The organism is Rhodococcus sp. 06-470-2 (assembly GCF_002258235.1).
GTDB lineage: Bacteria > Actinomycetota > Actinomycetes > Mycobacteriales > Mycobacteriaceae > Rhodococcoides.
The window spans coordinates 171,545-196,547 of the sequence record NZ_NOYB01000002.1 but is presented as its reverse complement, the minus strand read 5'-3'; the positions used below and the strand labels follow the sequence as shown (position 1 = coordinate 196,547).

General features: G+C 62.3%; 24 protein-coding genes. 12 read left to right on the top strand and 12 right to left on the bottom strand.

Going from position 1 to position 25,003, the window contains the following annotated elements:
• Positions 1 to 231: 231 nt before the first annotated feature.
• Both CH276_RS01015 and CH276_RS01010 read right to left on the bottom strand, forming a co-directional pair.
• Entirely contained in the window at positions 232 to 1,227 is a 996-nt protein-coding gene (locus CH276_RS01015) for a DUF4192 family protein (protein WP_015586055.1), read from the bottom strand.
• Between the two features lie 352 nt (positions 1,228 to 1,579).
• Positions 1,580 to 2,503: a DNA processing protein DprA gene (locus CH276_RS01010; RefSeq protein WP_052047799.1), complete on the bottom strand. Its 924-nt coding sequence runs from the start codon at positions 2,501 to 2,503 to the stop codon at positions 1,580 to 1,582.
• A 287-nt stretch (positions 2,504 to 2,790) separates the two neighbouring features.
• On the opposite strand from CH276_RS01010, the gene CH276_RS01005 reads away from it, so the two are divergent.
• Complete coding sequence (locus tag CH276_RS01005) at positions 2,791 to 3,318, top strand: hypothetical protein (RefSeq protein ID WP_015586057.1); 528 nt, start codon at positions 2,791 to 2,793, stop codon at positions 3,316 to 3,318.
• Positions 3,319 to 3,358: 40 nt separating this feature from the next.
• Positions 3,359 to 4,360, top strand: a complete 1,002-nt coding sequence (locus tag CH276_RS01000) for a hypothetical protein (RefSeq protein WP_072692241.1) — start codon at positions 3,359 to 3,361, stop codon at positions 4,358 to 4,360.
• Positions 4,361 to 4,373: 13 nt separating this feature from the next.
• On the opposite strand, the gene CH276_RS00995 is transcribed toward CH276_RS01000, so the two are convergent.
• The 10 genes from CH276_RS00995 to CH276_RS00955 all read right to left on the bottom strand — a co-directional run bounded on the left by CH276_RS00995 (position 4,374) and on the right by CH276_RS00955 (position 16,940).
• Positions 4,374 to 4,994, bottom strand: coding sequence for a DUF2637 domain-containing protein (locus CH276_RS00995; RefSeq protein WP_015586059.1), 621 nt, complete (start codon positions 4,992 to 4,994; stop codon positions 4,374 to 4,376).
• Positions 4,994 to 5,713: a CPBP family intramembrane glutamic endopeptidase gene (locus tag CH276_RS00990; RefSeq protein ID WP_032394817.1), complete on the bottom strand. Its 720-nt coding sequence runs from the start codon at positions 5,711 to 5,713 to the stop codon at positions 4,994 to 4,996. The genes CH276_RS00995 and CH276_RS00990 overlap by 1 nt, the downstream gene beginning before the upstream one ends.
• Positions 5,714 to 5,978: 265 nt before the next feature.
• Positions 5,979 to 6,617, bottom strand: coding sequence for a hypothetical protein (locus CH276_RS00985; RefSeq protein WP_015586061.1), 639 nt, complete (start codon positions 6,615 to 6,617; stop codon positions 5,979 to 5,981).
• A 6-nt stretch (positions 6,618 to 6,623) separates the two neighbouring features.
• Positions 6,624 to 6,749 (bottom strand): hypothetical protein, encoded by a 126-nt coding sequence (locus tag CH276_RS28835; RefSeq protein WP_254924250.1) that lies wholly within the window; start codon positions 6,747 to 6,749, stop codon positions 6,624 to 6,626.
• A 103-nt stretch (positions 6,750 to 6,852) separates the two neighbouring features.
• Positions 6,853 to 7,503 (bottom strand): helix-turn-helix domain-containing protein, encoded by a 651-nt coding sequence (locus tag CH276_RS00975; protein ID WP_015586063.1) that lies wholly within the window; start codon positions 7,501 to 7,503, stop codon positions 6,853 to 6,855.
• A gap of 3 nt (positions 7,504 to 7,506) precedes the next feature.
• Positions 7,507 to 12,879 carry a telomere-binding protein gene (locus CH276_RS00970; protein ID WP_032364989.1) on the bottom strand — a complete coding sequence of 1,791 codons (5,373 nt, stop codon included), beginning with the start codon at positions 12,877 to 12,879 and terminating at the stop codon, positions 7,507 to 7,509.
• A 223-nt stretch (positions 12,880 to 13,102) separates the two neighbouring features.
• Positions 13,103 to 13,273, bottom strand: coding sequence for a hypothetical protein (locus tag CH276_RS28320; protein ID WP_015586065.1), 171 nt, complete (start codon positions 13,271 to 13,273; stop codon positions 13,103 to 13,105).
• Positions 13,274 to 13,733: 460 nt separating this feature from the next.
• Entirely contained in the window at positions 13,734 to 14,453 is a 720-nt protein-coding gene (locus CH276_RS00965; protein ID WP_032364990.1) for a hypothetical protein, read from the bottom strand.
• Entirely contained in the window at positions 14,450 to 15,364 is a 915-nt protein-coding gene (locus tag CH276_RS00960) for a ParA family protein (RefSeq protein WP_015586067.1), read from the bottom strand. The genes CH276_RS00965 and CH276_RS00960 overlap by 4 nt, the downstream gene beginning before the upstream one ends.
• Positions 15,365 to 16,241: 877 nt before the next feature.
• Positions 16,242 to 16,940 carry a hypothetical protein gene (locus tag CH276_RS00955; protein WP_015586069.1) on the bottom strand — a complete coding sequence of 233 codons (699 nt, stop codon included), beginning with the start codon at positions 16,938 to 16,940 and terminating at the stop codon, positions 16,242 to 16,244.
• 689 nt (positions 16,941 to 17,629) lie between these two features.
• Here CH276_RS00955 and CH276_RS00950 point away from each other — a divergent pair.
• From CH276_RS00950 to CH276_RS00905, 10 genes are all read left to right on the top strand, one after another.
• Positions 17,630 to 18,190, top strand: coding sequence for a hypothetical protein (locus CH276_RS00950; protein WP_139278540.1), 561 nt, complete (start codon positions 17,630 to 17,632; stop codon positions 18,188 to 18,190).
• A gap of 168 nt (positions 18,191 to 18,358) precedes the next feature.
• Complete coding sequence (locus tag CH276_RS00945; protein WP_254924251.1) at positions 18,359 to 18,907, top strand: SAF domain-containing protein; 549 nt, start codon at positions 18,359 to 18,361, stop codon at positions 18,905 to 18,907.
• 3 nt (positions 18,908 to 18,910) lie between these two features.
• The gene (locus CH276_RS28830) at positions 18,911 to 19,735 is read left to right on the top strand and encodes a hypothetical protein (RefSeq protein ID WP_015586073.1); all 825 of its coding nucleotides are present in this window, start codon (positions 18,911 to 18,913) and stop codon (positions 19,733 to 19,735) included.
• Entirely contained in the window at positions 19,696 to 21,396 is a 1,701-nt protein-coding gene (locus CH276_RS29230) for a CpaF family protein (RefSeq protein ID WP_080730058.1), read from the top strand. The genes CH276_RS28830 and CH276_RS29230 overlap by 40 nt, the downstream gene beginning before the upstream one ends.
• The gene (locus CH276_RS00930) at positions 21,396 to 22,274 is read left to right on the top strand and encodes a type II secretion system F family protein (RefSeq protein WP_052047795.1); all 879 of its coding nucleotides are present in this window, start codon (positions 21,396 to 21,398) and stop codon (positions 22,272 to 22,274) included. The genes CH276_RS29230 and CH276_RS00930 overlap by 1 nt, the downstream gene beginning before the upstream one ends.
• Complete coding sequence (locus CH276_RS00925) at positions 22,271 to 23,194, top strand: type II secretion system F family protein (RefSeq protein ID WP_032364991.1); 924 nt, start codon at positions 22,271 to 22,273, stop codon at positions 23,192 to 23,194. Before CH276_RS00930 ends, CH276_RS00925 begins: the two co-directional genes overlap by 4 nt.
• A 169-nt stretch (positions 23,195 to 23,363) precedes the next feature.
• Positions 23,364 to 23,594, top strand: coding sequence for a hypothetical protein (locus CH276_RS00920; RefSeq protein ID WP_015586077.1), 231 nt, complete (start codon positions 23,364 to 23,366; stop codon positions 23,592 to 23,594).
• 38 nt (positions 23,595 to 23,632) lie between these two features.
• Entirely contained in the window at positions 23,633 to 24,058 is a 426-nt protein-coding gene (locus CH276_RS00915) for a type II secretion system protein (protein WP_015586078.1), read from the top strand.
• On the top strand, positions 24,055 to 24,513 hold the full coding sequence (locus CH276_RS00910; protein ID WP_015586079.1) for a TadE family protein: 459 nt from the start codon (positions 24,055 to 24,057) through the stop codon (positions 24,511 to 24,513). Before CH276_RS00915 ends, CH276_RS00910 begins: the two co-directional genes overlap by 4 nt.
• Complete coding sequence (locus CH276_RS00905) at positions 24,513 to 24,980, top strand: pilus assembly protein TadG-related protein (RefSeq protein ID WP_015586080.1); 468 nt, start codon at positions 24,513 to 24,515, stop codon at positions 24,978 to 24,980. The genes CH276_RS00910 and CH276_RS00905 overlap by 1 nt, the downstream gene beginning before the upstream one ends.
• Positions 24,981 to 25,003 lie beyond the last annotated feature (23 nt).

The following is a 25,003-nucleotide window of genomic DNA, read 5'->3' as shown; positions in this document are numbered from 1 at the left end:
GGGCTGGGGCTGGGCGCTGCGCGCCCGCCGCTGCAGGCGAAACGGCAAGCCGTTCCGAAGAACTCGCGGACTCGGTCGAAGCGCTGCGCGCCTTCGCGGTTGCATCTGTTATTCGATCGCGCTCAATTTGCAATTTGCAATCGAGAATTTTTCGAGGGCGGTCGAACCGAAACCGGCTCGCCGATGCATGGTGTATTCAGCGAAACCGGTTTCGGATCAATCGCATTCAAGTCATTCGTTACGGGATCGCTCGGATTCTGCATCGAGCGCAGCGGGCCGAATCTGCTCCCACAGCGCCGGGTTGATTCCCGCGTTGTATGCGCGTTCGAGCAGCTGCCCCAAGGAATGATCGGGGGCGAGCCCACGGGCAACGTTCATTGCCTCCCGCGCCGGCACCGCCTCCCGTCCGATCCAGTAACTCAGCGAAGCGAGGACGAAGGCGGGGCCTGCCTCGCTGGCGGGCAACACCGCGCCAACCTGCCGCCACAGTTCGCCGAGGACTGCGGCGTTGGCTTCGGTGAAGTGAACGAACAGCACATCGCGCACGCGCACGTCAGAGGCGGCGGCTGCGAGCATCGCAGCGTGGTAATCCGATATCTCGATTCCGCGGTTGCCTGAATCGAGATACCCGGCGAGTACCTCGCGGTGGATGGTCTCTGCGGCCGAGATCGGCCCTACTGCCGGGAACGCCCCGCGTGCAGCCCGCATCATGTCCACCACACTCGCGGCGCGTTCGGCACCGAACTGTTCGGCAACGAAGCCCGCGCGGATTTGGGCGCGAGAGGCCAGACGTACCTGCCCCTCGAGCAACGCTCCGACCACGTAGGGGTGAGCCGTCAGGTCGACCGCCTCGCCGACCTCGTGCGGTCCCGCCAGTACCCCGTTCATCAAGTAGCGGCGCGCACGTCCCTCGTGGAACTGGAACACAGCAACGTCATCGCCCGAGAACTCGTGGAGAACGGCCATCGATGCCGCATCGGCGTGTGTGTCACTGCCGAACACGACCACCACGCGCGGTCCGGATAGATCACGCACGGGGTGACCGCTGGGCACCAGCAACGGGGCACCACCGATCGGCGCTTCCTCCCCCAGCGGGCAGGCCATGACGGCCCCGCCTGTCGAGTTTGGGGTGAACACCACCATTTCGTTCTCGGGAACGTAGCGGACCAGCATCACGGCCACGGCAACAGCATCAGCGGGTGAGGAGATACGAAAAACAGAGGACATCGGACAAACCCCTTTCAGGGCACAGGGGCAGATGGTCAGTCCGCCCGATCAACAGAACACCCACAATCTAGCCGAGACCACCGACAAGAACGGCTCACGCGCAACACATTTGGTCCCCGGCGCACTCGGTGCCGGGGACCGCACCGAGTGCGCCGGGGCTCGGTGGGGAAAGACAACAGGCCCGCCCATGTGTTTCGCTGGGCGAGCCTGTTGTCGAACGTCTAGGGAGAAGCGAAAGGATCAGAGCGACAAAGGCTCTCGCTCTAACTCCTCGGGAGCGGAGTCGGCTTCCGAGGCCCATCTAGGGCTCACGTCCATACCCGACCACACTTTCGGATCGGTGTCGAGCCGATCAGGAGACGTTCGGATCAGCACACACGCCAGCAGCCGACATTGCAAGACGCGCCACACCGTCGATGATCAACGTATGGCATCCGTTCGACGCTGCGGAGGTGACCGGCCCTGGTACCGCGTACACCGCCCGCCCGAGCCTGTGCACTTCCCTGGCCACAGACAGTGCACGTCCGCGTGACCCGGCCTCGGGCACCACTACCGCATCGGAGAGAGCCGCCAGCAGCGCGCCACTCCCGTTGAATCGTTCTCGTCGAGGCTCTGCACCGAACGAGTACTCGCTCACCACCACACCCTGTTCCGCGACGCGCTCGAGCAACCGAGCGTGACCGGACGGATACGCCCGATCCAAGCCGCACGGCATTACCGCTACCGGTCCTGCACCGACCCCCAACGCTGCCCGCAACACCGCTCCCTCGATCCCGAACCCGCTGCCCGACAGGACCGCCACCCCACGCATCGCCAGATCCCCGGCAAATTCCGACGCGACATGCTCGCCGTAAGCGGTCGCAGCCCGGGTGCCGGTGAGCGCCACCGCCGACACATCAGCACCGGGCAGCGCGCCCTGTCCACGAACCCACAGAGCGACCGGAGTCGATCCCTCCAGCCATCCGGCCATCCGCAGCCGCTGCGGCCACTCAGCGTCCGCAGGAGTGACCAATCGTGCTCCCAGCGTTGCCGCCGTCTCGAGGTCTGCCTCGGCACCTGAGTAGTCCCACGAGCGAGCCGTCGCACGCAACAAGTCCTCCGACACCTCCCGATGCCGCACAGCCTCGGCTGCAGCCTCCACGCCCGATAAGGACACCGCCAGATGCACCAACGAGCCCTGCCCCCGCGCCACGTGAGCGAGATACGCCCACGCAACACGCTCACGCCACACCATCTCGCTACCCGACACCGCGTTCTCGCTCGACACACCGCTCACGACGAAACCCTCCCAGGGCTAACACAAGGGCAGATGGTCAGTCCGCCCGATCAACAGAACAACTCGAACCTACCCCGACACACCGACAAAAACAGCACCTGACAAGCGAAAATGTCCCCGGCGCACCCGGTGCCGGGGACAGCGGGTGCGCCGGGCGGTAAGTTCACGAAGCGGCCAAAAGAGCAGACCGAAGTGTCCTGTTCGAGTGATACAAATACCGGAGCAGATCTCACGGGCCGCCGACGAAAAACGCACCAACCGCGACGTTCGAGAGGGAAGCTGCACACATGACCGAGCCCGAGCCATGGCGTCGAAGCAAGACGCCGGCCCCGCTCCCCTCGAATTCCGCCGACGCCCGAGCGATCAGCGAACTGACGGACCCGGAACTGGCTGCGATCATTCGTGACAACCTCCTGCCGCGCTCGAACACCGCCGGCGATACAGCCAATTGGCGTGCATTCTGGAACACCCTCACTTTCGATCCGCAGCTCAACGATCGCGCAAACGCGATCATCGATGTCTACGTCGAGCAAGCAGCAGCAGCGCTCGATACCGGCGAACTCGACGACGCCCAATACAAACGTGCCGGCAAGTTCCACGACCTGTGTATCCACGCCCTCGACAGGCTCGACAAGGTGGTCGACGACCCCCTGGCCTGGGCTGGTGCGCGAGCTGCCGGATTCAATCCACGCTCTCGTGAGGTCATCAACACCCTCGTGCAGGCCATCGCCGATCACCGAGACGACGGCGACGACGCCAAGCTCTGGGCGATTCTCGCCGAAGTTCGTTTGGATCCAGGCCATCGACGCCGGTAAGCGCTCCGCTCAACATGGCCGCCCGCGGAGCCTCTGACCGATGAGCTTCTGGGATTCACTTGCGGCCGGCCTCTCGGAGGAGCCGCCGCGACGGGTGATCGTGTCGACCAGAACGCTCAGGTCGGCGATCGAGGACACCTTGATCTATGGGTTCTCGCGAGCCGCCCTCGAAGTGGTCCTACCCGACGAACTCGACCTGACGTGGGCAGGTACAGGTACCCCGGTTGAGGCCGACACCAAGCGGTCGCTGATCGATGGTTACCTCGTAGGATTCGAGATCCCCCAGCTCGTCGCACTGGCGCGTCGCGTGCTTGCAGAATGCGACGTCGCGGACCACGGGCTCGCGGTGCTGATCGCAGAGTACGAAAAGGGCTCCAGCGGTGTCGATTCTCCCGCAAAGAACCTCATTTTCGCGGCCAATGGTCCCAAACCGGAGATGGTGCTCCGCGACGCGGTCAGCAACGACATCCTGATCACCAAGAATGCTGAGTTCTGCCTGGTCTACGACAGACCGATAACCGAGGCCGGCCTGTCCTTTCAGGAGCTGATTCAGTGGTGGCGTGAGCACCAAGCAATGGCAGACACGGACGATCGCGATGTCGGGCGGTCACTGTACAAACGGCTGCGAGAGAGCCTCGGTAAGAACGAACCCGAGCGGATGGTCTTGGACGTCTACTCACGTCGATACGGAGAGCACGGCTTCGGTATTCCCGCTCTGATCCCGCAGGTCTACCTCCACTACGACCCGTACACCAAGTATCAACGCAAGGGCAGCAGTCCCCTCGAACGCCAACGCATGGACTTCTTGCTGCTCTTCAGTGCAAGAAAACGCGTCGTCATCGAGGTCGACGGTCGTCAGCACTACGCCAACGAAGACGGCCGCGCCAGCACGCAGCTGTACGCCGAGATGGTCACCGAAGACCGACGTCTCCGGCTAGCGGGATACGAGGTCTATCGGTTCGGGGGCAAAGAGTTCGAGAGCCCCGACGCGCCGTCGATGCTCGCAGCATTCTTCGACGAACTGAGCTCGCGAATGAAGTAGACCGACGGGGAACTCATGCCGGGGCGAGGTATCGATCCTCCTCAGAGCCGATCTGGAGTTCGTCCTCGGCGGCTGCGATGACTGCGTCGACGACCTCAATGGGTAGCCCGGTCTTGGTGGCCACTGCAGCGTGCTCGTGGCCTTCGCTGGCCAGTTTCAGGACGTGGACACACAGAACGGCTGTTTCGGCCTCTGTGGAGCTGTTCGGGGCCGAGTGACGCTGGTCGGTGCTGTCGTCTACAGCTGATGCTTCGAGTCGGACCAGCTGGATCATCAGGTGCGTGGTGACCAGCAGCACCAGCGGCGGCGCAGCAGCGGCCAGCGCGGCCACGGTGAAGGTCGAGCTGTAGTCCACCATCGAGACGTGCACGATGTTGCCGGCCGTCGATGCGATCGACCCGAGAATCAGCAAGGCCCACGCGAACCAGCGGTGTGAGGCGTCGACGACGAGCATGAGTGTTGCGAGGATTACCATTCCGTCGAGCACCAGTGGCAGAACCCATCCCAGTGTTGCCGGGTATCCGCTGGCAGTAGCGAGCTGCCACAACGATATTCCGCTCTTTGTGAAGGCGCTGATACCGATCACCGCATTGCCGATCACCGCGCAACGTTTGATGGTTGTCAGATTCCTCATCAATGTCCTTCGCTGGTGGTGATCGAAAAGTGGCCGGCCGCTGCCGTCGGGCGTGCTAGATCGGCGTGCTTGAGGGTGGGTGTGTTCGACAGTCGGTAAATCGACCACAGGGCGGTGAATGCGATACACCCGCCGATCACTATCTGAGCCGCGGTGTAGTCACCATTGTTCGCAATGACGAATGCATTCCAAGCTGTATGGGCCAGAACGAGTCCCGTGAGACTGCGGAGTCGATAGTAGACGTAGACGGCCACAGCGCCCCATACGAACGCCGACAACGCTTGCCCTGTTCCCTGGTACAGATGGATGGAGGCTCGAAACAGAGCTGAGCTCGCGATGACGATGCCGAGCATCCACGGCTGGACGCGCCAGACCAGTCCGACGACCCCGAAGAGCAACAAGACCGGAAGCGCACTGAAGAACGGTTCCTCGGCCAAGCCGGCGACGAGAAGGTGCGCACTGTTCCACCATTGTGCCGGGTTGCCGTAGTCACTGGTGCGCGAAAGGTTTTCGGCATCCTCGGGGGACAGCAACGAGGCCATGCACAGGCCGATGGGGAACAATCCTGCACTCATCAGCGTCCGCGCTCGCCACGTCCCAGGGAAGCTGTTCGGTTCGGTCTCGTTCGGTTCGATGAACCGGCGCACCGCCGCGACGAGAGCGAGACCGGCAACTGCGGCGAAGAAGAGAATTAGGAAGCCAATTTGAGCGCCGGGCATCGTCGGCGGGGTCGACTCGGTGACTACCTCGGATCCGGTACCGAGATGCCTCTGAACCGAGACTAATGCCTCGAAAGGCCAACACACGACTAGGTAGGCGGCAGCAAGCCCGAGCGGAACAGCAGCGATATACAGGCTTGAGTTCCAGTTGTTGTTGCGATTCATCGCGATTCACTCTTTCTTTGACATTCTCTCGTCGCGGCGACACAGGACAGTCATGGGTGCGGATACGAGTACTGAGCGTGGGTACGGCGGTCGAGGCTGATCAGTTGTCGAGTAGGCCCGCACCGCGGGCAATAGCGGGTAGGTCGATCGGTGGTGCCCATGCGGCCCACACGCGGGTTCGGCCGAGCTCGACGACACGGTCGTCCGGATAGAGCCGCCATGGGCCGACGCGGTCGAGCAGTTCACCGACGAGGGCGTCGGCGTGGAAACGGGTGGGAACGGTGACGAAGTCATCGAGCGGGCCCCGCTTATGTAGTGCCGCGACGGGGCGTGGTGCGCCTCTGGCGATCGCTACCTGCCGCAGGTCCGGAGAGCCGTGGGGACGGAGGATCGCCACGACATGGGGGTCCAGCCATCGTCGCTCTCGCCATTCCTTGCGGACACCGCGGCCACGGGGAAGATCGAGCCCGGTCAAGACAGTTCGTGCATTGTCGAGGGTCTGCTGTTCGACACGTCGGATTTCAGGAAGGGGAAATTGAAGTTGCTGCAACCGGCGGACGGGAATGGCCGCTCGAGCGCGAGGTGAGCCCTGCAGCCAACGCTGAACGGTACGGCGAGTCACCCCGAATGCCGCTGCGACATAGTCGATATCGACACCACCGTTGACCAAGGGGCCGTAGCACGCGGTGAATGCGACCTCGAGCTGTCGTTTGGTCCACCGCGGCCGCTTCGGGTTCATGTCGCTCTAATGGAGTGGTCCGAGAAAGACGCCGTATCCCATTTTGGCCTGCACAGCCATGCTGACGAGGATCAGACCCGCCAACGCAGAAACGACGCGGGTCTTCCACTGCTGAGACTTGGTCTCGAACATGTCTTTCTGATCCCTCCTGCAGAGCGCTGCCGTGCGCGATTCCACCGATACCGTAGCGGTTGCACCGGACACTCCGAACACCTGAACTCGCAGACTCTTATGGTCAGACCGGGTCGATGGAGATGTTGTCGATGCTCTCGAAGGTCCATCCGTCGACGTACCGATCGCTGGCGTAGCCGCTGAGCCACTTCGAGAGCGCTTTGTCGCCGCCGCGTTCGTACGCCGACCACATCGACTCGACATCGGATGGCGACATACCACTCTGATCCGGGGGGATCTGGATGGAACGATTGCGAATGTAGAACCCTCCCCCACCGGCGACGCCTTGTCGGCCCTTGATCTGTACGCGCGCACCGTATTTGGCGATCGACTTGCCCTGTTTGCTCTCTCGGACAGCTTTGATGGCGGCGCGCCGGCCCTGTTGCGTCGTCGCTGCCTGCCGCGACTTGGTGGTGAGCTTGCTCAGAGTCTCGGCCTTCGGCTTCGAGATTCGCTGGCGTCCCTCGGCGGCAACCCAGCGTTCCACCGTACGACGTGAGACTCCGAGATCGCGCGCAGCTGCGGCAGTGTTCACCCCGCCCCGAGTGCCCGGGCCGTACGCGGCGAGGAGCATCCCACGCATGTCAGGGGTGGTGCCGGCCTTGCCGGAGACATCGGCACCACGCCTGCCCGTCAAGCCCTGGAACAGTGAGCTGCGTCGGCGTTCGTCTGCTTCCAGGTTCTCTTTGAAGCCAGCATGCTTGCGCCCGGCCATTGGCTATTCCCCCTTGCCTGTCGTGGCATCCCAGTTCATCGTCAGCGCTTCCTTGCCCTTGTAGCGGCCACCGACGAGGAACTCGAGATGATCGCCGAGTCGAGCGGAGCCCTCCCACTTGTATTGGCCGAACCCTCGACCGAGCTGCTTGTCCTCCCCAGGCCAGGACGCGATCGGATCCGGATCGTTGCTGGTGTAGAGAACCGTGTCGTTCGTGATGGCCACCGGCCACCGGTCGGAGACGGTGCCGATCTTGACGATGCGACGAGTGATGTTCGCCCGCGCTTTGGCGATGATGTGATGGCGTCGCTCAGGCGAGAAACCTGCTCGTCCGGTCATATGAACCGAGGACCCCATCTGGCCGATCGTGCGCGTGTAGACGCCCTTGAGCAGATCTCTGGCCAACTGAGCGTCGACGTCGTCGACGTCCAAAGCTGTTCGTGCGTCCCGGATTCGCTCGTACCACGGATCGAGTACTCGGCCATGTTCGTTCCACACGTAGGCCTCGACAGGTTCGAGCTCGTAGCCGAGTTCTCCGGCGACCTGCAGACTCGGTGTGGTCACCCACAGCAGGCCCGGCCGGCCGCCGAGAGGCATCAATGGATGTGGGATGCGCCAGTCCCCTGCCTCGGGAACCTCTACCCGCCAATAGCCCGGCAGCTTCTTGTCGAACGCTCGCCCGTCTGGATGATGAGTGGCCGATCCGATCGGCATCTCCAAACCGGCGATTCCCGCAGCATGCGAGCCTCCTCGGTCGTACGCGTGGACGTAGATCATCGATGTCTCGTCGCTGGTCGGTTTGCGGGACCATGCGTAATCGTCCTCGAGGGAGCTGATGGTGGCCGGGCCGACGGGAGTCTGTGCCCCGAACATCCGCTCGCGGTCCTTGAATCGAGTCGAGATCATCAGGTCGAAACCTGTGGACTGCGGGGTGATCACCCACGGCATCTTCAACGCGCTGGCGAACAGCGACAATCGACGCGCGAGTTTGCTCGGGGACGGTCGGTCTCCGAGAATAGGGATATCGCGTGGATCGGCGTTCATGCCGGCAGCCAGGACGACCCACACACCGCGGTGCTCGCCCTGGGTGCGCCACACACGGGTCCACGCACCGAGCCGGTCACCGGGCTTGCCCAGGGTCCAACCGTCGGCGATTGCATCTGTGACGAACGCTGTGCCGGCAGTGGCCTCGCCGACGTCTTTGCGTCGCTGCGACGGATCGTCGCTCAGCGTGCTCAGATCCACCCCGAACTTCTCGGTCATCGCCGCGGTCACCCAGATCTGTCCCGGTTCGCTCTGCCACGACGAAGTCTGAGTGCCCAGACGCAGCTCCTGCACCAGCGCGGCGACATGACCGACGTGAGAGATGTTCTGTGGCAAATTGATTCGACTTCCGTCGGGCATCCAAATGCCATCGACGTCCAGGACGGCGGCAGGGGCAGCGAACGGGTTGGCCGCGGTCTTCGCGGGAGCTGAACGCCGAGGCTGCGTGGTCTCGAGCGGCGCACTGGGTTGCGCAACCGTAGGAGCACTCGACTCGGCGGCCTCGGAAGCAGCTCGACGAGCAGGTTCGTTCGACGGCCGCGGGCCAGTGGAGGCGGGTGCAGGCGGCTTCGCTGCGGCTGCGGTATCGGCAACCAGTGCAGCGCGGGAGGCAGCTGTGCTTCCGAACCAGCACTGCGCGTGCAGAACGTGGCCATCGAAGCGAAGGCCCGAGCCCACTCCGCACTTCACGCACGGGACGCTCGGCGAAATATGTTCTGCCACAGCGATATGGCCCTCGGCATCGGGGTAGCTTCCCACTGGAATGTCCTCCTGTTCGGAGTTGTCAGACGTAGCTTCCGCGTCGTTGGCACGAGAGCTGCCCGTCGTCGATGAGGTGTCGCTGTTCGATACCGAGAACAACGTCGCGAGGTCGGCCACTGCGGAGGTCGAACCCGGAACGTCGCTCGGTGTCGTACCGTCCGGTGCATCGTCGGGTCCGCCATCAGCGTCGAAGATGCCGATCTGACCGTCGTCGGGGCCGTCGCCGAGGATCGCCCACAGACGGAGAGCGGTCATCCGCTGCCGCCGTTCCTCACAATGGATGGTGCGTTGGACGGTGTAACGGGGTGTCTTGCCTGCGCGTTCCTCGGCGATCAGAACTCCCTCGTCGTAGAGGGCCCGCAGCGCCGTGCCTCGATCGATCTGTGGAGCATCGGACATCGTCGATGCCGCGGCTTTCAGAACCTGTTCGAGGGCAGTCGATTCGATCAACAGCTGCGCTTCACCGTCGCGTGGTCCGGGGTCGGTGAGCACGTACCCCAACCGGATCCCGCGTGCGTCTTCGCGGTACTTCTTGACGTCCTGATAGTCCGAGACCAACGTCCGTCGCCACCCCAACCGGCCGGCGAGCGGGCGGTCGGGTGCTTCACCGGTACGAACGTCGTCGACGTAGGCCAACCCGGTACGCAGTGCGTGCGCAAGGAGCTCGCGCACCCGCGCCCCGGTACGTGAAGGCAGATCGGGATCGGCCGCAGCGACGACCGCGTCGTGCAATCCGCCGTCGACGACGTCGAGAACTTGCTCGACCTCATCGGCATCGAGCGCGCCGACATCGAGCAGAAAAGCGGTGAACGCCTGCCACCCTGCCCACACTGCACCGACCGCTTCGGCCTGGCGCACGGTCTCACCCTGCTCACGTAAGCCCTCGGCGTAGTGCGCGCCCTCGTTGAAGACCTTTTCCCGCAGTTCCTCGAGGCGGGGGCACAACCACTGCAGGAACGAGGCCATCAGCAGGGCGCGTCCATGTCGAGACTGCTCACTGTCGAGTCGAATCAGCTCGTCGAGTTCGATCTCGTCGGACTGCAACGGCACCACCAACATGCGCTGAGCGCCGGACCCTGGTCGAGGCATGACCTCGGAGGTCACCATCGCGGACGATCGGGGGGCGGTGCCGTCGAGGATGCTCAACCCGTCGCGACTGGAACGGCTCCGTTGTTCGCCGTTGTGGACCATGCGCGCGAACTCTTCGAGCGCTTTCTGTGCAGCCCCCCAGTCTCGTGTGGGAGCGACATCATCGGCCCAGTACAGCGCATCTTTCGACGAATTCAGTTTGATGCGAAGCGCATTGAGAGTGTCACCGTTACCTGACATCGACGATGCCGGCCGCCGACGATCCCACAGCTCACCGAAGTGATGCATCGCGATCGACGCGATCGAGGTCTTGTACGAACCGGGCGAACCAATGAGCGAAAGAACCCAGGGGTTGGGTCCCAAGGCCGCGCGAAAGACGTGCCCGAGCAACGGAGCAGCGATTCGCACCGGCAGACGCGTCAGCATCGATCCCGAATCGACCATGAAGGCATCACGCAATCGAGGTGCATCGGCGATCGGGCACGGCAGGTCGTAACGCGAGAGCGGTCCACTGAGCAGAACCGGCGCAACACGGGCACCGGCAGCACTGATAGCGCCACCCGCGTGCACGTAGAACCACTCGTCGTTTCGGTCCTTACGCCAACCGGTGGAACGGAATCGAACCGTCCGGGCAATCGTCACTCCACCCGCCACTTTCAGGGCGTCGCGAAGTTTGGCGATTCCAGAGGGTTTGGAGTCGTACGTCGGCGGCCCGGGAAGAGAATCCGCCCAGGTGCAGTCCCGATAGTCCTGTGCGTCCACCCGCATACGCATGAACTCGCCCGTATCGGGATGGGTGTACCCGATGACGACAGCGGAAAGCTGTTCGGGCGACGGCGGATTGGCTTCCCGCTGCCCGACGATATCTTCGCGTCCGAGCAGGGTCGGTGCGTCGACGTCGAGGCCGTCGTCCTGCGATTCGAGGTATTCCATCTCCACGATCCGAGCATCGATGCTGAGCACCATTTTGGCGGTCTGCTCGCCATCTCGGTTGGTGACGATTTCGACGAGGCTTCCCTCTACGACCCGATACGTCGGTGCAGATATCTGAGCGCCGCGGGTGGCCGCCCCGACCAGGTGCAGTCGGGGTCCGTCAGGGAGCGGATGTGTCGATTCACCGGCGTCGATGTGGCTGGATCCGGTCGCCGGCGGCACCGCGTCGTGCTCGTCCTCGTCGTGCAGCAGCGGTGGAATCGGAGTGCGCGAAATATCGTGTGCGGCACGGGCAGCCGTGCGGGCAGTACGCCACACAGCGGTAGCGGCATCGACCGCTTCTTGCGACCACTTCGTGCCCTCAGCGGCAGCGAAACTACGCACCGCATCGACGGCTTCGCTCAACGGCTCGAACAGGCGCTCCGCCTCGACGGCCCAGCGCCCAGCGAGGCGGATCTCGTCTGCGCACTCATCCTGGTGACCTGATACTCGCCCGCGCTCGGCACGCGCAGCCGCTTCCTGAGCCGCCTTTTCGACCTCGGCGGCCTTGCCGCGCAGCTTGGCCAGCGCAGCATGTGCCGCAACCTCACCGACATGGACGGGAATCAACCCGTTCCACATATCGTCCGGATCCCACAGCTGGGCCTCGACGTGATCTGTGAAGTCTGATTTGTCATCTGTTGTGCCGGGTAGCAGCAGTTGTACCTCGGCATCAACTGCGCCGAGCAGCGACGCCAGTTCGATGCCGCGCTCGTATCCTGCGGCGTCACGATCGAGCACAACGCGCACTGCGGCACCGGCGAACACCTCGGCGAGCTGTGGCGGAAAGTTCAGGCCACCCTGGGCATTCGTGGTCGCGCACAGACCGAGACGCATCGCGGTCTCGACATCCTTTTCGCCCTCGAGCAGCCACACCGGCTGGCCGGCCGACAGCGCCGCTTGCAGCTGCGGCATCGCGAACAGGACCGGAGTGAACACCGCAGGCTTACGTTTGACGTACGTGCGATTCGGACCGACGAACAACTGCCGGAATCGTTTGTGTTTGACGCCGCACGAGGTGCACTCCTCGCGGATGACCTCCTGCACCAATACGCTGTCGGCATCGGTGTAGGGATAGCGCGCAACTTCCGACCAAGAGTGCTCGACCTCGGGCTCCGGCATCGGACCGGCAATCCGAGCAGGCAGACGCCCCAGACGCCCACGTCGTTTGCCCGCTGCCCGTTGCTGCGGGGATCTACCGACACGCGGTGCGCTCGGATCCCGACTCGGCAAGGGTTCGTCGAACAGATCGGACACACCGATATCGAGACGCTCGGCGATTTCTGCGGCCGTCGCTGAGCAGCCATGGCACCGCAGCAGCACCATTCCAGAACCGTGGTGGCCCGGAGTCCAGGTGACAGACAGCGAAGCGTGACGGTCGTCGTGAACGGGGCATCTCGCCTGAAACTGGGTACTCGATGTGGCTTTGAAGCCGCCGAGCTGCTCGAGGCGTGGACGGATGTTGTCCATCGACCACATGTGGCCGCGGTTGGGAGTCGGTGACGTCACGACTCACCGCCGACACGTAGATGTACGACGCGCGCTGGGTTCGGAGCGCAAATCACGGCGAGGCAGGGGTACTGAGCTATGATGTCAATACACCTCCTGTCGTGTTCGTGGTTGTTCCCGGTGGGTGGTTGGAGCGGAGCGATTCGCTCACTTGTGAATCCGGAAGACCCCCCTTCTCGCCGCCAAGCACGAGGGGGGTTTTTCACTGTCTAGGGGTAGGTCATCACGCGCCCAGCTTGTACTGTGCGGGATCGATTCGATCTTGGATGTAATGCGGCATGGGTAGATCATGGTGCAGCGCCATGACATAGACGTAGTAGTCGCTGAGGTCGAGGCCAAGGGCGTCGGCCTCGTTTTTGTAATGCGCATACTGCGTGTCGGGCGTGCGCACCATTGCGGGTATGCGAGGGCCCTTCGACTCTCTCCCAGGTTTGCTTCCAGCCATGCGATCACATTAAACGGATTCGGTAACAGAAACAGGGAGGCCGCGACATCCGGTGTGTCGCCTGCCTGTCGTGCCACGTTCACATGTTCCTCCGCACCTCGTCCGTACCCGCCCTCGCACCACACATGACAGGTAGATCCGTCTCGATCTACCTCTGTGACAGAAGTGGCGAAATCTCTCGACATTGTCTCTGCGGCACCGGACACGACGAACACCCCAGCTCGTCGAACCGACCCGCTGCGCAAGCCCCTTCATCGATATACGCGTGACCTTGGCTCTTTTATGTGGGGAGCATGGGGAGCATGGAGATAAGGGCAGCTCAAAGGCAAAAAAACGCTCCCCACCGGAGTGGGGAGCATGGTGGGGAGCACGGTGGGGAGCCAGGAGCAAGACGCTCTGGCCCGGCGGATCAAGAGATCAGATAGTCCTCAACGACCGCAGCAATCAGCGCGCTTCGTGAGGGGATGAGCGGACTTGCTTCTACCTGCTCGTCTATCCATCGGGTCTGGGCTACCCACAGATGTGGACGCACCTCCACTCCCCCGCTCGCGACCTTCGGGCGGGCCAGACGCGGCATGCCACCGCGTGGCGATTCGACGGCGCGAGGGGCGAAGAGGCGAACCAAGGTTTCCGGGGTGTGCGCGGCGAAGGCATCCTCGACGATCTCGCCGTAGGACTTCTTCTCCCGCTGAGATCGCGTCTTCCAGGCCTCTTTGACCGTCGCGGGAACGTAGACCGCGATCGGGCGCACATCTTCATCACCGACAATCGCAGCCAACGGCTCCGCTGTAGCGGTGTCGGCCCCGGTTTCGGGTGTGGTGGCTACGTCCTCGGTTGCGGCAGTGCTGCCCCCGGAGGGCGAGGCAGATGTAGCAACCTCGGTCGGAGGCTCTGGTGCAGGTGCTACAGGAGCATCCGGTGCAGATGTCACGTCCGGAGCCTGTACGTGCGGCTCGTCGACGGCTCTTTCGGCAGCCACGTCGGTCGAGCGTGGTTCCACTGCGGCAGGCCTGGCGAGGGAACCCGTTCCATTGCGAGGGAAAATGTTGGCGAGGCCAGATCCACGGGGAGCGGGCTTGTCGAATTGGTCCGCCAGGCTGGGTCGCTTCTTGCGATCAGTGGTGCTCATGCGGGTGCTACCTCTTCTGCGTGATCGGCTTCGGCAGCAAGCTCGGCCAAGCGTTGCAAGACCTCAGCTGCTAGGGCCTCGTAGTCATCCGCCAACCCGGTTGCATCCCGAGAGAGCAGAAGGCTGGGTGGTTTCACCTTGTCCCTCAGCGCTTTCAACCGAGCCTTCTTTGCGCTAGCAGTAGCGCCTTCGAGTTCGTGAGCTAGGAGCCCATGCCGCCGCGCGTCGGCAGCGGCGCTCTCCATGTAGCGGATTGTCGTGCCGAAGATGGGGGCAATGGTGTCAGGAATGGCTTGCGTAATACTTTCCCTCACCTGGTCCTGGAGCCGTTGTGACCTACTGCCGACCGCAAACAGAAGCATGCCAGCCAATCTCAGTTGCGGATTGTGCTCCCGGGCACGCGCGAAGCGCTCGGCGACGCGGTCGAGGCCGTCGAGGCTGCCATCGTCGGCGCGAGTAGGGATGAGAACGGACGACGTGCAGTACAGCACCGCATCACCGATGATCACGTCGCCTGGCGGGGTATCGAAGAGAACAATGTCGTAGTCGGGAACGATCGGGGCAAGGACTTTGTGGAGGATCTGCCCCAGCGATTCGCCCCCGCGGCTGAGCCTGGAGAGCATCATGCCAGCAACGTCGACGAGCGCAGGACCAGCGGGAATGACGTCTAGACCGGGTCGGACGTCTTTGATGATCGGGGGTTGTCCGCCTGACATCAACGACATCAGAAGTTCTTCACCGGACTGCTTTTCGTAACCGAAATCGCGGGCCAGGTTGCCCTGAGGGTCGAACTCCCCGACGAGAACACGGTAGCCGGCAGCGGCGAACAGGCCTGCGAGGTTGGCAACAACCGTCGTCTTGCCCACTCCCCCTTTACCTTGGGTGACTGCGAGGGAATTTGATATTGCCATCGATAGAACCTTCCTTCCAGAGTCCTGGATCCGCGTGCATCTATTCGAGCGCTGCCGTGGAGAAGCGTGACCGGGAGGCGTTCACGGTGCCGAATCGGTACGTGCGAGCGGCTCGACTTGTCCCGCACGCTCTTGTGCGGGCGGATGCGCAGGTTGTCGTGCGTGGTTGTGTGCGCGAGAGTACGCCCAGTCACGCACGTCAGTCAACACGGTCTAAGTCGTGTAACACCATGCGTATCAATGCTCGCACTCTTACGCGGCAAAACACGCGCAATAAAACATGTAGTGCTGCGCCCTAGTAACAGCGTACCAATACGCACGTTAAGTCGCATATCAACACCCTTGTTAACACGTGAAGAAACACGGGCATTGATGTGCTGACCAAAACGGTAATTAACCCGCGTGTTGACGTGCGGAGTTATACCCGGTATTGCATGCGTAGTATTACGCGTATTAACCAACGGTGTAACAAGCGTATTTGTACGCCCTCAAACACGCGGTTTAGTACGCGATGAAACCAACGCTTTACTGTGCGAGGAGTACTACGAAGTGCTACGCCCATTGTGTTGGGATGATTGCCCGGTAGACGGTAACGGAGGTAGGGGAGCAGAGCACTGGGATGATGAACGGGATCGAGAGTGGGTAGTTATGTCGGATCAACAAAGCGTCGATATGTGCGAATCAGCGTGCGATTCGAGCTGCGATCATGGCCGCGACTCCCAATCCGCAGGCTCTGCTGGCTTCGCGAAGGCTCAAGCGAAGTGTTGAGGGGAGAGGTATCGGTAGGGGAGTGCGAGGATTGCTACGTAGTTCGACGCGAGCCTGGCACGAATTTCACATAAGACGCCAGGTCAACGGGGGACTGTTCGCGTTCCAATCAGCGTAGATCCGAATAGCTCTGACGCAGTCGGCGGCGGGGATCGCCAGGCTCTCCGCGGGTCGTTCGCTGTTCGGCTATCCGTTGTTCCAGACCGATCTTCGACGCCATTTGGGTGGCCCACAGCAGGGTGGCGTCAGGGACTGATTCTGAGAGTTCAACGGTGAGATCTACAAGGGTGTCTTCGAGCAGTGTCTCGGCGGCTCGGTAGAGGCTCCACAGGTGGCTCAATTCCCAACTAAGAATGAGGGGATTTCCGAACATCATGCGCTCACAGGAACGTTGAATGCGCCGGACTTGAGGGTTGCTCAGAGCTGTCGGATCGTGCGGGTCGGCCCAGGTCGCAAGGTAGCTGCTCTGCTCGCATGTCCACGGCAACAGCAGGAGCGCATCAGTCGCGAAAGTCCAGCTCTGCGTGTCGAGAACGTGTTGTGACTGTTTGAGGGCGCGGCCCAGGGCTCGCTGGCAGGTCGTGGTGTAGTCGGCGAGCGCTAGCCGACATCGCTCCAGTTGTGCCAGGTCGTGCACTGTGTGGAACTGGTCCTGTCCACGAGTGAATTCGGTGGCAACGAGCGCGGCCTCGGTGTCCCACCAGCGAAACTGGGACTGACGATGGAACTCGCGGTGCCATCGTAGGTCGTCGAGCGTTCGGGCTGCGACGCCGCTGCCTGGCGCGGTGGCGGTGTCGGAGAAGCTCATCGTTCAATGGTTGCAGGTAAATGGTGGTGTGTCACCACCCCTCTGGCATCAGTTCTATGACTGTGCCCACGGCCGAAGAGGTAGATGTGGTGGTTTTCCTGGTGAGCTCTGCATGGCGATCGGTTCAAGATCGTCGGTGAACGACGCTGCGTTGAAGAAACATTGGCGGCAGATTGTGGACACACATGAAAGCCATCAAATCAAATAGCACTGAGTCACGAGAACCACATCAGTCCGACATGAGTGTCAAACGATAACAAAATCGTGTTGTGATCACGTGGCAGTGATCATAATCCAACTTGTCTTGGAGTCAAGAGGCAGCGCCGAGTGCAGTTCGGTTGAGAGTCAGTCAACGGCCCGTAGAAGTTGCAGAGGACATTGCTTGCGGCACGGACCGTCAGGGGTCGGTGCCGCGCCGCGTTTGCTTCGGAACTGAACGAGTGCGCGATCGACTACCTTGTTACTGAAATGTTATGTACCGCGTGTTGATCACCACTGTTGTTGAGGTGGAGATAGCCTTTGTCCTGGTGGGGAGGGGATGGGGTCCTCTTGCGGGACGAACACGGGGTTCGTTTTGCAGGGTTCGGTTCGGATCGACGCTGTTCGCGGTGTCCGGGAGACCCGGTATATCTCGTACGTCGCACTCAAGCCTGCGACTCAGGTACACGGGGACATCGGAAGGATCGTGAGTGAGGACCGACAGCGCTGAGAGTGCGAACGTGCCGACATCTCCGCCTGCGCGACAGTCGCTCGGGGCAGCCTTCATGCCACCGCCGCCGGCCGGATCGATAAGTGCTATGTCAGCGGAGGTGGTGCAGTTGAGTTCAAACGAGGAGGAGACATCCTCTGGTGCAGCTGAATTGGGGCACGACGACACGATTGTGCCGTCGACGGTTCATCTTGCTGTCGGGGTTGCACACGGTCTGGCGAAGGAGAGCAAACGGACAGGGAGAACCCACGGCGAGGTGGTCATCACTGCTATCGAGGATGTCCACAGCGATCTCGAAAGCCTTCTGTTTCCGGGAGGCAAGGTCGGCGGAGGTCTGTTCCGCGCCAGGGGAGTAGGTGGGAAGCCGTCTGAGGGTAAGGCGGAGAAGAAGGGAGTCACGGTCGGGTTGTACGCCGATGACTGGGTGATCATCGATCAACTGAAAGACCAGTTCAAGGCCCGTTCCCGCAGCCACCTCATCGGAACTGCCCTCAAAGCACATCTCGGCCTCGACGCCACGACACAAACGGAAAGTGACTGAGCTATGCCCATGTTCGGCAATCTCAAAGAAAAGACATCGACCGCCACAGTGGGGGAGCCGCGCAGCGCAAGAGAGGCATCTCCTAAGCCGGGCCATGACTTCACCGAAGTCGTATCCACCACCAAAGTGCGCCGTCGACGGTCGTACTGGATCGCGGGAGTCGCCTTGATGACCGTCGCAATCGTAGGAGCGGTCTTTTTGGTGAACGCCATGCGCGCCACCACGACAATTCTGGTGCTCGCCCGCGACGTGCCACAGGGGGAGACGATCACCACCGACGACCTCAAAACCGCAGAGGTCAACAGCGATGCGACCATCGCGACCGTTCCTGCCACAGACAAAGCATCGGTCGTGGGCCAGAGCGCAGCAGTTCCGCTCCTGAGCGGATCGGCACTGAACCCATCGTCGTTCACCAACGCCGTAATCCCCAGCGGGGACAACACTTTGGTCGGCATCACCGTCGCAATCAGCAAACTTCCCGCAGAGCCACTGCTCGCAGGCGACAACGTCCGGATCGTCGACACTCCCCGAGATCAAGACGATTCCCCGGTGCAGGGTCCGGTCACCGCGAACGCACAGGTCGTTGCCGTGAAGGACATCCCCGAGACCGGACAGACGACAGTGGACGTTCTGGTCAAGAAAGACGAGGCCAGCTGGATCGCCGCCCGAGCCGCCACCAACCGCGTCGCCATCGTCCTCGACTCCCGGGAGCGCTGAGCCATGCTCGTCACCCTGACCTCGATCTCCGGCTCGCCAGGCGTCTCGACGACCGGCCTGGGCATCGCTCTCACCGCAGACTCCCGCAAGCTGCTGTACATCGAGGCCGATCCGATCGGATCGTCCCCGACGCTGGCCGGGTACTTTCACGCGCGCCGCCGGCACGACCGATCGATCATCCAACTGGTCGAGCCGAACAGGCACGGCCGAATAGGCCCAGCCTTCCAGCACCAAATAGTTAGAATCGGGCCGTTCGATCCAGAGGAGCCGACCAAGGCGCAAGGATGGTTCGTCCCCGGCCTGGTCAATGCAGCTCAAACGGAATCGATGAAGTCGACGTGGGGCCCGTTGGGGGCACATCTGGCGTTGTTGTCGAAACAGGGCGGCGGTGACCTGCTCGTCGACGCCGGTCGCCTCAATCTACGGTCCGGACATCAAGACCTGATCCGTCACAGTGACGTTATCGCCATAATGCTCAGACCGACCAGGACCGCAGTGGCAGCGGTTCGTGCTGGCTTGGGCCCACTACAGCAGCATCTGGAGAATACGAAGTCGCCGGCCAGCATCGGCCTCATTGTCAGGGGTACCGAGCCCTACAGCGCAGCCGAGACCGCCGCGGCGACCGGCCTCGACGTCATCGCAGTCCTTCCCGAATCACCGGTACACGCGCAAGTTTTTTCCGAAGGTGCCTCGCTCAGTAATTGGCGGCGACGTCGATCAAGCTATCTACGCGCAATCGACGGAACCTGGCAAAAGATCGAGCGCTTCCACGAAACGCACCAGCCCGTATGGATCGCCAACTCGCCATACAGCTCACAGCCCGCGTAACGAGCCGACAAGGCCAAAGGGAGAACACCCGCATGACCAACAACGCCCCCGACTTCGACTACGACGAGCGACCAGCCCTACCCGACCTACCGATGTTTGCCGCCGATCCGATCATCCTCGACGATGGCGACAACGAGATAACTCGTTACAGGAGCGGGCAATACGGCTCCTCATCTGCAGGTCTGCTCGCCGCAGCCGGCAAGGACGGTCGCCACTCCCACCCGGAACCCGAGCGACTCGAGACGGTCCCGTTCACATCGCCATCACCATTTCCAGCTGAGCGGTCGGACGTCGCGAGGACCAACCACCAATTGGTCAAGCAACTGACCAAAGAAGCATCCGAAATCCTCTCTCTCCGTAAGACCCAACGAGCAGATCAGGCCCTCAACCCTGAGCTGGGCGTCACTGCCATGACCCCGGACGAGGAGCGTGAGTCGGGCAGGCAGATCGTCATAGATCTCGTCAGCAAAGAAGTGCAGTCCGCGATCGACACCGGTCACGAACAGCTGAGCGTCCAAGAGGAACAGACGCTGGTCAAAGCGGTCTTCGACACGCTGTTCGGACTCGGCCCACTTCAGCCGCTCGTCGACGACCCGAACGTCGAGAACATCCTCATCAACGGCGACAGCGTCATTGTGATGTACCCCGACGGGAGTCTGCAGGCACGACCGCCGATCGCGGACAGCGACGAAGAGCTCTACGACTGGCTCACCAACCTCGCGCAGCGCGCACCCGGTGGTGGACGACCGTTCTCGCAGGTCAACCCCAACCTCCGCCTCAATCTGCCCGGCGACATCCGCTTGTCCGCGATGGGCTACTCGGTCCGCCATCCCAGTATCGCCATCCGCATGCACCGCCACAAGGATGTGACCATCGACAAGATGGTCGAAATGGGTGTTATGCCCCAACTGTTGTCCGAGATCCTCAGCGCCGCAGTCATCGGTGGTGCCTCCATCGTGATCTCCGGGCCCATGGGATCAGGTAAAACAACCAACCTTCGTGCGCTCGCCAACTGCCTTCCCCTGCAAACACGGATCGGCACAGCAGAGACAGAGTACGAACTGTTCCTCGACAAACTCGACGGTCGCAGACCGTATGTTGTTGCAGCCGAGGCAATCACCGGCGGCGGCGAACGAAACGAGCTGACCGGAGCGCTACGCGGCGCGACGACGCTGTCCGACATCCTTTACCAGTTCGTGCGAATGCAGCTCGACCGTGTCATCGTCGGAGAGGTAGCCGGCGGCGAGATCATCGACATGTTCAAAGCAATGCAGATGGCCAAAGGCTCCCTGAGTACCACGCACGCCGAGCATGCCGCCGGCGCGATCGACCGCCTCGTCACCTGCGCCCTCGAAGCAGGAGTGCCGGTCGAGTACGCCTACCGCCAAGTGGCACACCACATCAATCTGATCATTCAGCTGCAGACGGACTACGAATTTACCGACACCGGCGAGAGGCGTCAGGTCCGATTCGTCAGCGAGGTCATCCATATCGAGGCCGGCGAAAACGCCATGCCCGCAGTAACCAAAATTTACGAAGGAAAGCCGGGCGGGACCGGCGAATACGGAACTTTGCCCCCAGCTTTGCTCCGCAAGCTCTACGCAGGCGGTTTCAGTCCGAACCAAATCCCCATCAACACGATCACAGGTGGTGGGCTCTGATGTACACGTTCACGGCCGTCGGTATCGTCCTTGTCTTTGCCGCCGGGATGTGGTTTTTTGCCAACGGAATTCGCGATCGCCGCGACCCGACTGCGCCGACACGCCACCGCACCTCACGTGCGCGGATTGCCCGGCGGACAAAATTACTCCTCGCCATCGGAACTGCCGTCGGCCTTGCTGCATGGCTCCTCAGTGGATGGTTCGTACTCTTCCCCATCATTCCGATCGCAGCAGTAGGCGTCCCCTACCTACTCGGATCGTCAGCCGCCGCCGACGACATCGAACGCCTCAATGCCCTCGAAGAATGGGTGCGCAACCTGACTGGAGTGCTCGCAGCAGGATCCGGCCTCGAACAGGCCATCATCGCAACGCACAGGGGAATGCCTCAAGCATTGCGTCCGGAAATTACGAGCCTCATCACGCGCCTGCGTGGCAATGTGTCGATCGACGAAGCGTTGCTTCGGTTCGCAGACGATCTCGACGATTCCACCGGCGACTACGTGGTCGGTGCACTGCGGCAGGCAGCTCGCCTGCGCGGCTCCGGACTCACCGCAGCCTTGAAGCGACTTTCAGAATCGGTGGCAGAGAACGTGCGCAACCGCAGAACGGCCGAAGCGGAACGGCAAGGGCCCCGCACGACCGCTCGCGGGGTCACCGTCATCACCGTCGTTGTCATCGTTGGGTTGTTCCTGTTCACCAACTACATGGACCCGTACAAACAGCCCCTCCTCCAGCCCGTTCTGTTCCTCGAATTCATCGGTTTCGGCCTGGTGCTCGGGTGGATGAAGCGATACACCTTGCCAGTGAAATACCCCAGGTTCATCGGCACCAAGGACCGCGACGCAGCAAACACCGCACGTGAGAGGAGCGCAGTATGAACAACTTCGAGCTCTGGGCGATCGCCCTTGCCGCTCTCGCCGCTCTCGGCTTGATCCTCCTCGTTCTCCGCATACTGCCGGCCGACCCAGCACTCGGCGATGCCATGGAACGACTGTCCGGTGCAGCCCCGGACCCGTACACCGTCGACACCCGCGGCGGTGACGACCTCACCGGTTCGGATGCCCTGTCCTACAAGGTCGGTGCCCGCTTCTACCCGCGGCTGCGATCGCAGGCGTGGTTCAGGATCCCGACCGCGGACCTGGCGATCCTCCGAGAAACTCCACAAAAGTTCATCGGAGACAAAATCCTTTCCGCTGCAATAGGTCTGATCATCGCGCCGATTTCGATCGCACTCCTGGCGCTGTTCGGCATGGCAGTGCCCCTGACTTTTCCCGTAGCCGGTTCCCTCGTCCTGGCGCTGGTGGGATTCTTCGCGCCCGACGCCGACGTCAAGACTCGCGCCGCTAGTGCCCGACTCGAATTCACCCGAGCATTGGCGGCGTTCATCGACTTCGTTTCGTTGAACCGAAGTGGCGGCGTCGCTGCATTCCAAAGTCTCGAACGCGCTGCCGCAGTGGGCGATAGCTGGGTGTTTCTACGTCTGGATGCCGAGCTTCAGAAAGCGTCCCTCGCCGGACAGGCACCATGGGCTGCTCTGTCCAATCTTGCAGCCGAACTGGCGCTGCCGGAGTTGGGAGATCTCGCGGACATCATGACCTATACCGGCGACCAGGGAGCGAGCGTGGCCGACACTCTTGCCGCGCGGGCCGGAGCGCTCCGCAGTGCCCTGCTCTCGAAAGAACAAGGCGAAGCAGGAGCCAAAACGAAGAAGATGGACGCACCTCTCGGCACCTTGGCCGTGCTGTTCATGATCATGCTGATCGTGCCGGCCGGAGTGAACATCATGGGCGGCGTCTAGACCGAACAACCCGAATGCGTTGTCATTCAACGATCAACTACCAAGTTTGAGCTGTGCAAACACCGATCCGTGCACTTCACCTGCTCGAAGTGTCCGGTCTTGGCGATAGTCTGACCGGCATCCAGAACCGTCATAACCAGGGCTTTTACATATCGAAGGGAAACGTCACATGGCAGCATCGCGCACAATCGCAAACCGGATCGCAGCAACCACCGCAACACTGTTCGCATTGGCACTGTTCTCCTATACCCGGATGACCGAGCGCGCCGGCGGACGCAAAAGCGACAAGGGCTACAGCATGGAGACCGTCGTCATCACCGCCGGCCTCGTCATCCTCGCCATCGCTATCGTCGCCGGAATCACCGTGGTTGCACAGCGCTACCTCAACCGAATCCAGTAACCCCACCACTCGCCCAACGAGACAGGGGAGGACCAGCGTTGCTCACCGACACACATGTACCACTACGCGAATGGCTCACCCGCATACGTCGAGACGACCGCGGCGCAGCCCTCGAAACAGTCGTGGTATTCGGCGTCGTCCTACTGCTCTTCCTCATCGCAATCCAGGCAGCTCTCTACGCTCACGCACGGACCGTAGCGATTTCGACCGGTGAAGAAGCTCTACGACAAGCGCGATCGCAATTCGGCAGCGCTGCGGCCGGAACAGCGGCGGGCTACGCCTTCGCATCCACCGCCGGCCCGACGACCCTTCGAGCACCCGTCATTGTCGTCAACCGAGGCTTGCGAGAAGCAACTGTCCAGATCACCGGACAACCCATCCGCCTCATCCCCTTCTTCTCCCTCGACATCAATGTCAGCGAGACGCTTCCCGTTGAACGAGTCACTGCCCCAGGAACCAGATGAACACCGCGAACAAACTGCGCCAGCTGGCAGCCGCAGCCAGAGCCGACGACCGAGGATCGGCCCTGCAGACTGTCATCGTCGCCCCCGCCACACTGTTCCTGATCGCACTGATCGTCACCTTCGGCGTTCTCGCGCAAGCGCACCAGAAAGTAGTCCACGCCGCGAACGAGGCCGCGCGTACCGCCTCCATCGCGCGAACGGCGTTCTCCGCAGCCCCCGATGCGCAAGCAGCCGCGCGAAACGACCTGGCAGCACGAGGGCTCACCTGTTCCGCTCTCAACGTCAACACCGACCTCGGCGGATTCAGAACTCGCCCCGGCGTCACGGCTTCCGTCTCGGCCACCGTCACGTGCGTCATCTCCCTCGACGCACTCGGATTCCCGCAAGTCATGGGCTCACGGACCATCACAGCAACCGCGACTTCACCCGTCGACACCTACCGGGAGCGCGCCTGATGACCGAAGCACTACGCCGGGCGGTGGCCGCCTGCACACGGCGAGACGCGCACAACGACGCCGGAACCATCGCCATGTGGAGCGTCATCACAGCCATGGCGTTGCTGATCATGATGGGTCTCGTCGTCGACGGCGGCGGCAAAGTTTACGCCAAGCAGCGCGCCGAGCAAGTCGCTGAAGAAGCAGCCCGCGGGGCAGGACAAGCCATCATCGAACCACTCGCAGTCCGCGGTACCAACGTCGTCGTCAACCCGCTGACAGCCCAAGCCAAAGCCACCAAATACCTTGCCGCAGCAGGAATCCCCGGCGTCGTCGTGCAGACCGGACCGACAACACTGCTGATCACCACCACAACGACCTACCAACCCCGTGTCCTCGGTTTGATCGGCGTCGGGCCACAGCAGATCATCGGAACAGCCACCGTCAACCTGAACCGCACCAACCTCGGAATCCCCGGCACACCATGACCAATCGACCGCAGAGCAGACGA

Coding starts and splice junctions, on each gene's coding strand:
- CH276_RS01015 (WP_015586055.1), bottom strand. CDS start 1,227: ATGTCCTCTGTTTTTCGTATCTCCTCACCCGCTGATGCTGTTGCCGTG.
- CH276_RS01005 (WP_015586057.1), top strand. CDS start 2,791: ATGACCGAGCCCGAGCCATGGCGTCGAAGCAAGACGCCGGCCCCGCTC.
- CH276_RS01000 (WP_072692241.1), top strand. CDS start 3,359: ATGAGCTTCTGGGATTCACTTGCGGCCGGCCTCTCGGAGGAGCCGCCG.
- CH276_RS00995 (WP_015586059.1), bottom strand. CDS start 4,994: ATGAGGAATCTGACAACCATCAAACGTTGCGCGGTGATCGGCAATGCG.
- CH276_RS00990 (WP_032394817.1), bottom strand. CDS start 5,713: ATGCCCGGCGCTCAAATTGGCTTCCTAATTCTCTTCTTCGCCGCAGTT.
- CH276_RS00985 (WP_015586061.1), bottom strand. CDS start 6,617: ATGAACCCGAAGCGGCCGCGGTGGACCAAACGACAGCTCGAGGTCGCA.
- CH276_RS28835 (WP_254924250.1), bottom strand. CDS start 6,749: ATGTTCGAGACCAAGTCTCAGCAGTGGAAGACCCGCGTCGTTTCTGCG.
- CH276_RS00975 (WP_015586063.1), bottom strand. CDS start 7,503: ATGGCCGGGCGCAAGCATGCTGGCTTCAAAGAGAACCTGGAAGCAGAC.
- CH276_RS28320 (WP_015586065.1), bottom strand. CDS start 13,273: ATGGTGCGCACGCCCGACACGCAGTATGCGCATTACAAAAACGAGGCC.
- CH276_RS00965 (WP_032364990.1), bottom strand. CDS start 14,453: ATGAGCACCACTGATCGCAAGAAGCGACCCAGCCTGGCGGACCAATTC.
- CH276_RS00960 (WP_015586067.1), bottom strand. CDS start 15,364: ATGGCAATATCAAATTCCCTCGCAGTCACCCAAGGTAAAGGGGGAGTG.
- CH276_RS00955 (WP_015586069.1), bottom strand. CDS start 16,940: ATGAGCTTCTCCGACACCGCCACCGCGCCAGGCAGCGGCGTCGCAGCC.
- CH276_RS00945 (WP_254924251.1), top strand. CDS start 18,359: ATGACCGTCGCAATCGTAGGAGCGGTCTTTTTGGTGAACGCCATGCGC.
- CH276_RS28830 (WP_015586073.1), top strand. CDS start 18,911: ATGCTCGTCACCCTGACCTCGATCTCCGGCTCGCCAGGCGTCTCGACG.
- CH276_RS29230 (WP_080730058.1), top strand. CDS start 19,696: ATGGATCGCCAACTCGCCATACAGCTCACAGCCCGCGTAACGAGCCGA.
- CH276_RS00930 (WP_052047795.1), top strand. CDS start 21,396: ATGTACACGTTCACGGCCGTCGGTATCGTCCTTGTCTTTGCCGCCGGG.
- CH276_RS00925 (WP_032364991.1), top strand. CDS start 22,271: ATGAACAACTTCGAGCTCTGGGCGATCGCCCTTGCCGCTCTCGCCGCT.
- CH276_RS00920 (WP_015586077.1), top strand. CDS start 23,364: ATGGCAGCATCGCGCACAATCGCAAACCGGATCGCAGCAACCACCGCA.
- CH276_RS00910 (WP_015586079.1), top strand. CDS start 24,055: ATGAACACCGCGAACAAACTGCGCCAGCTGGCAGCCGCAGCCAGAGCC.
- CH276_RS00905 (WP_015586080.1), top strand. CDS start 24,513: ATGACCGAAGCACTACGCCGGGCGGTGGCCGCCTGCACACGGCGAGAC.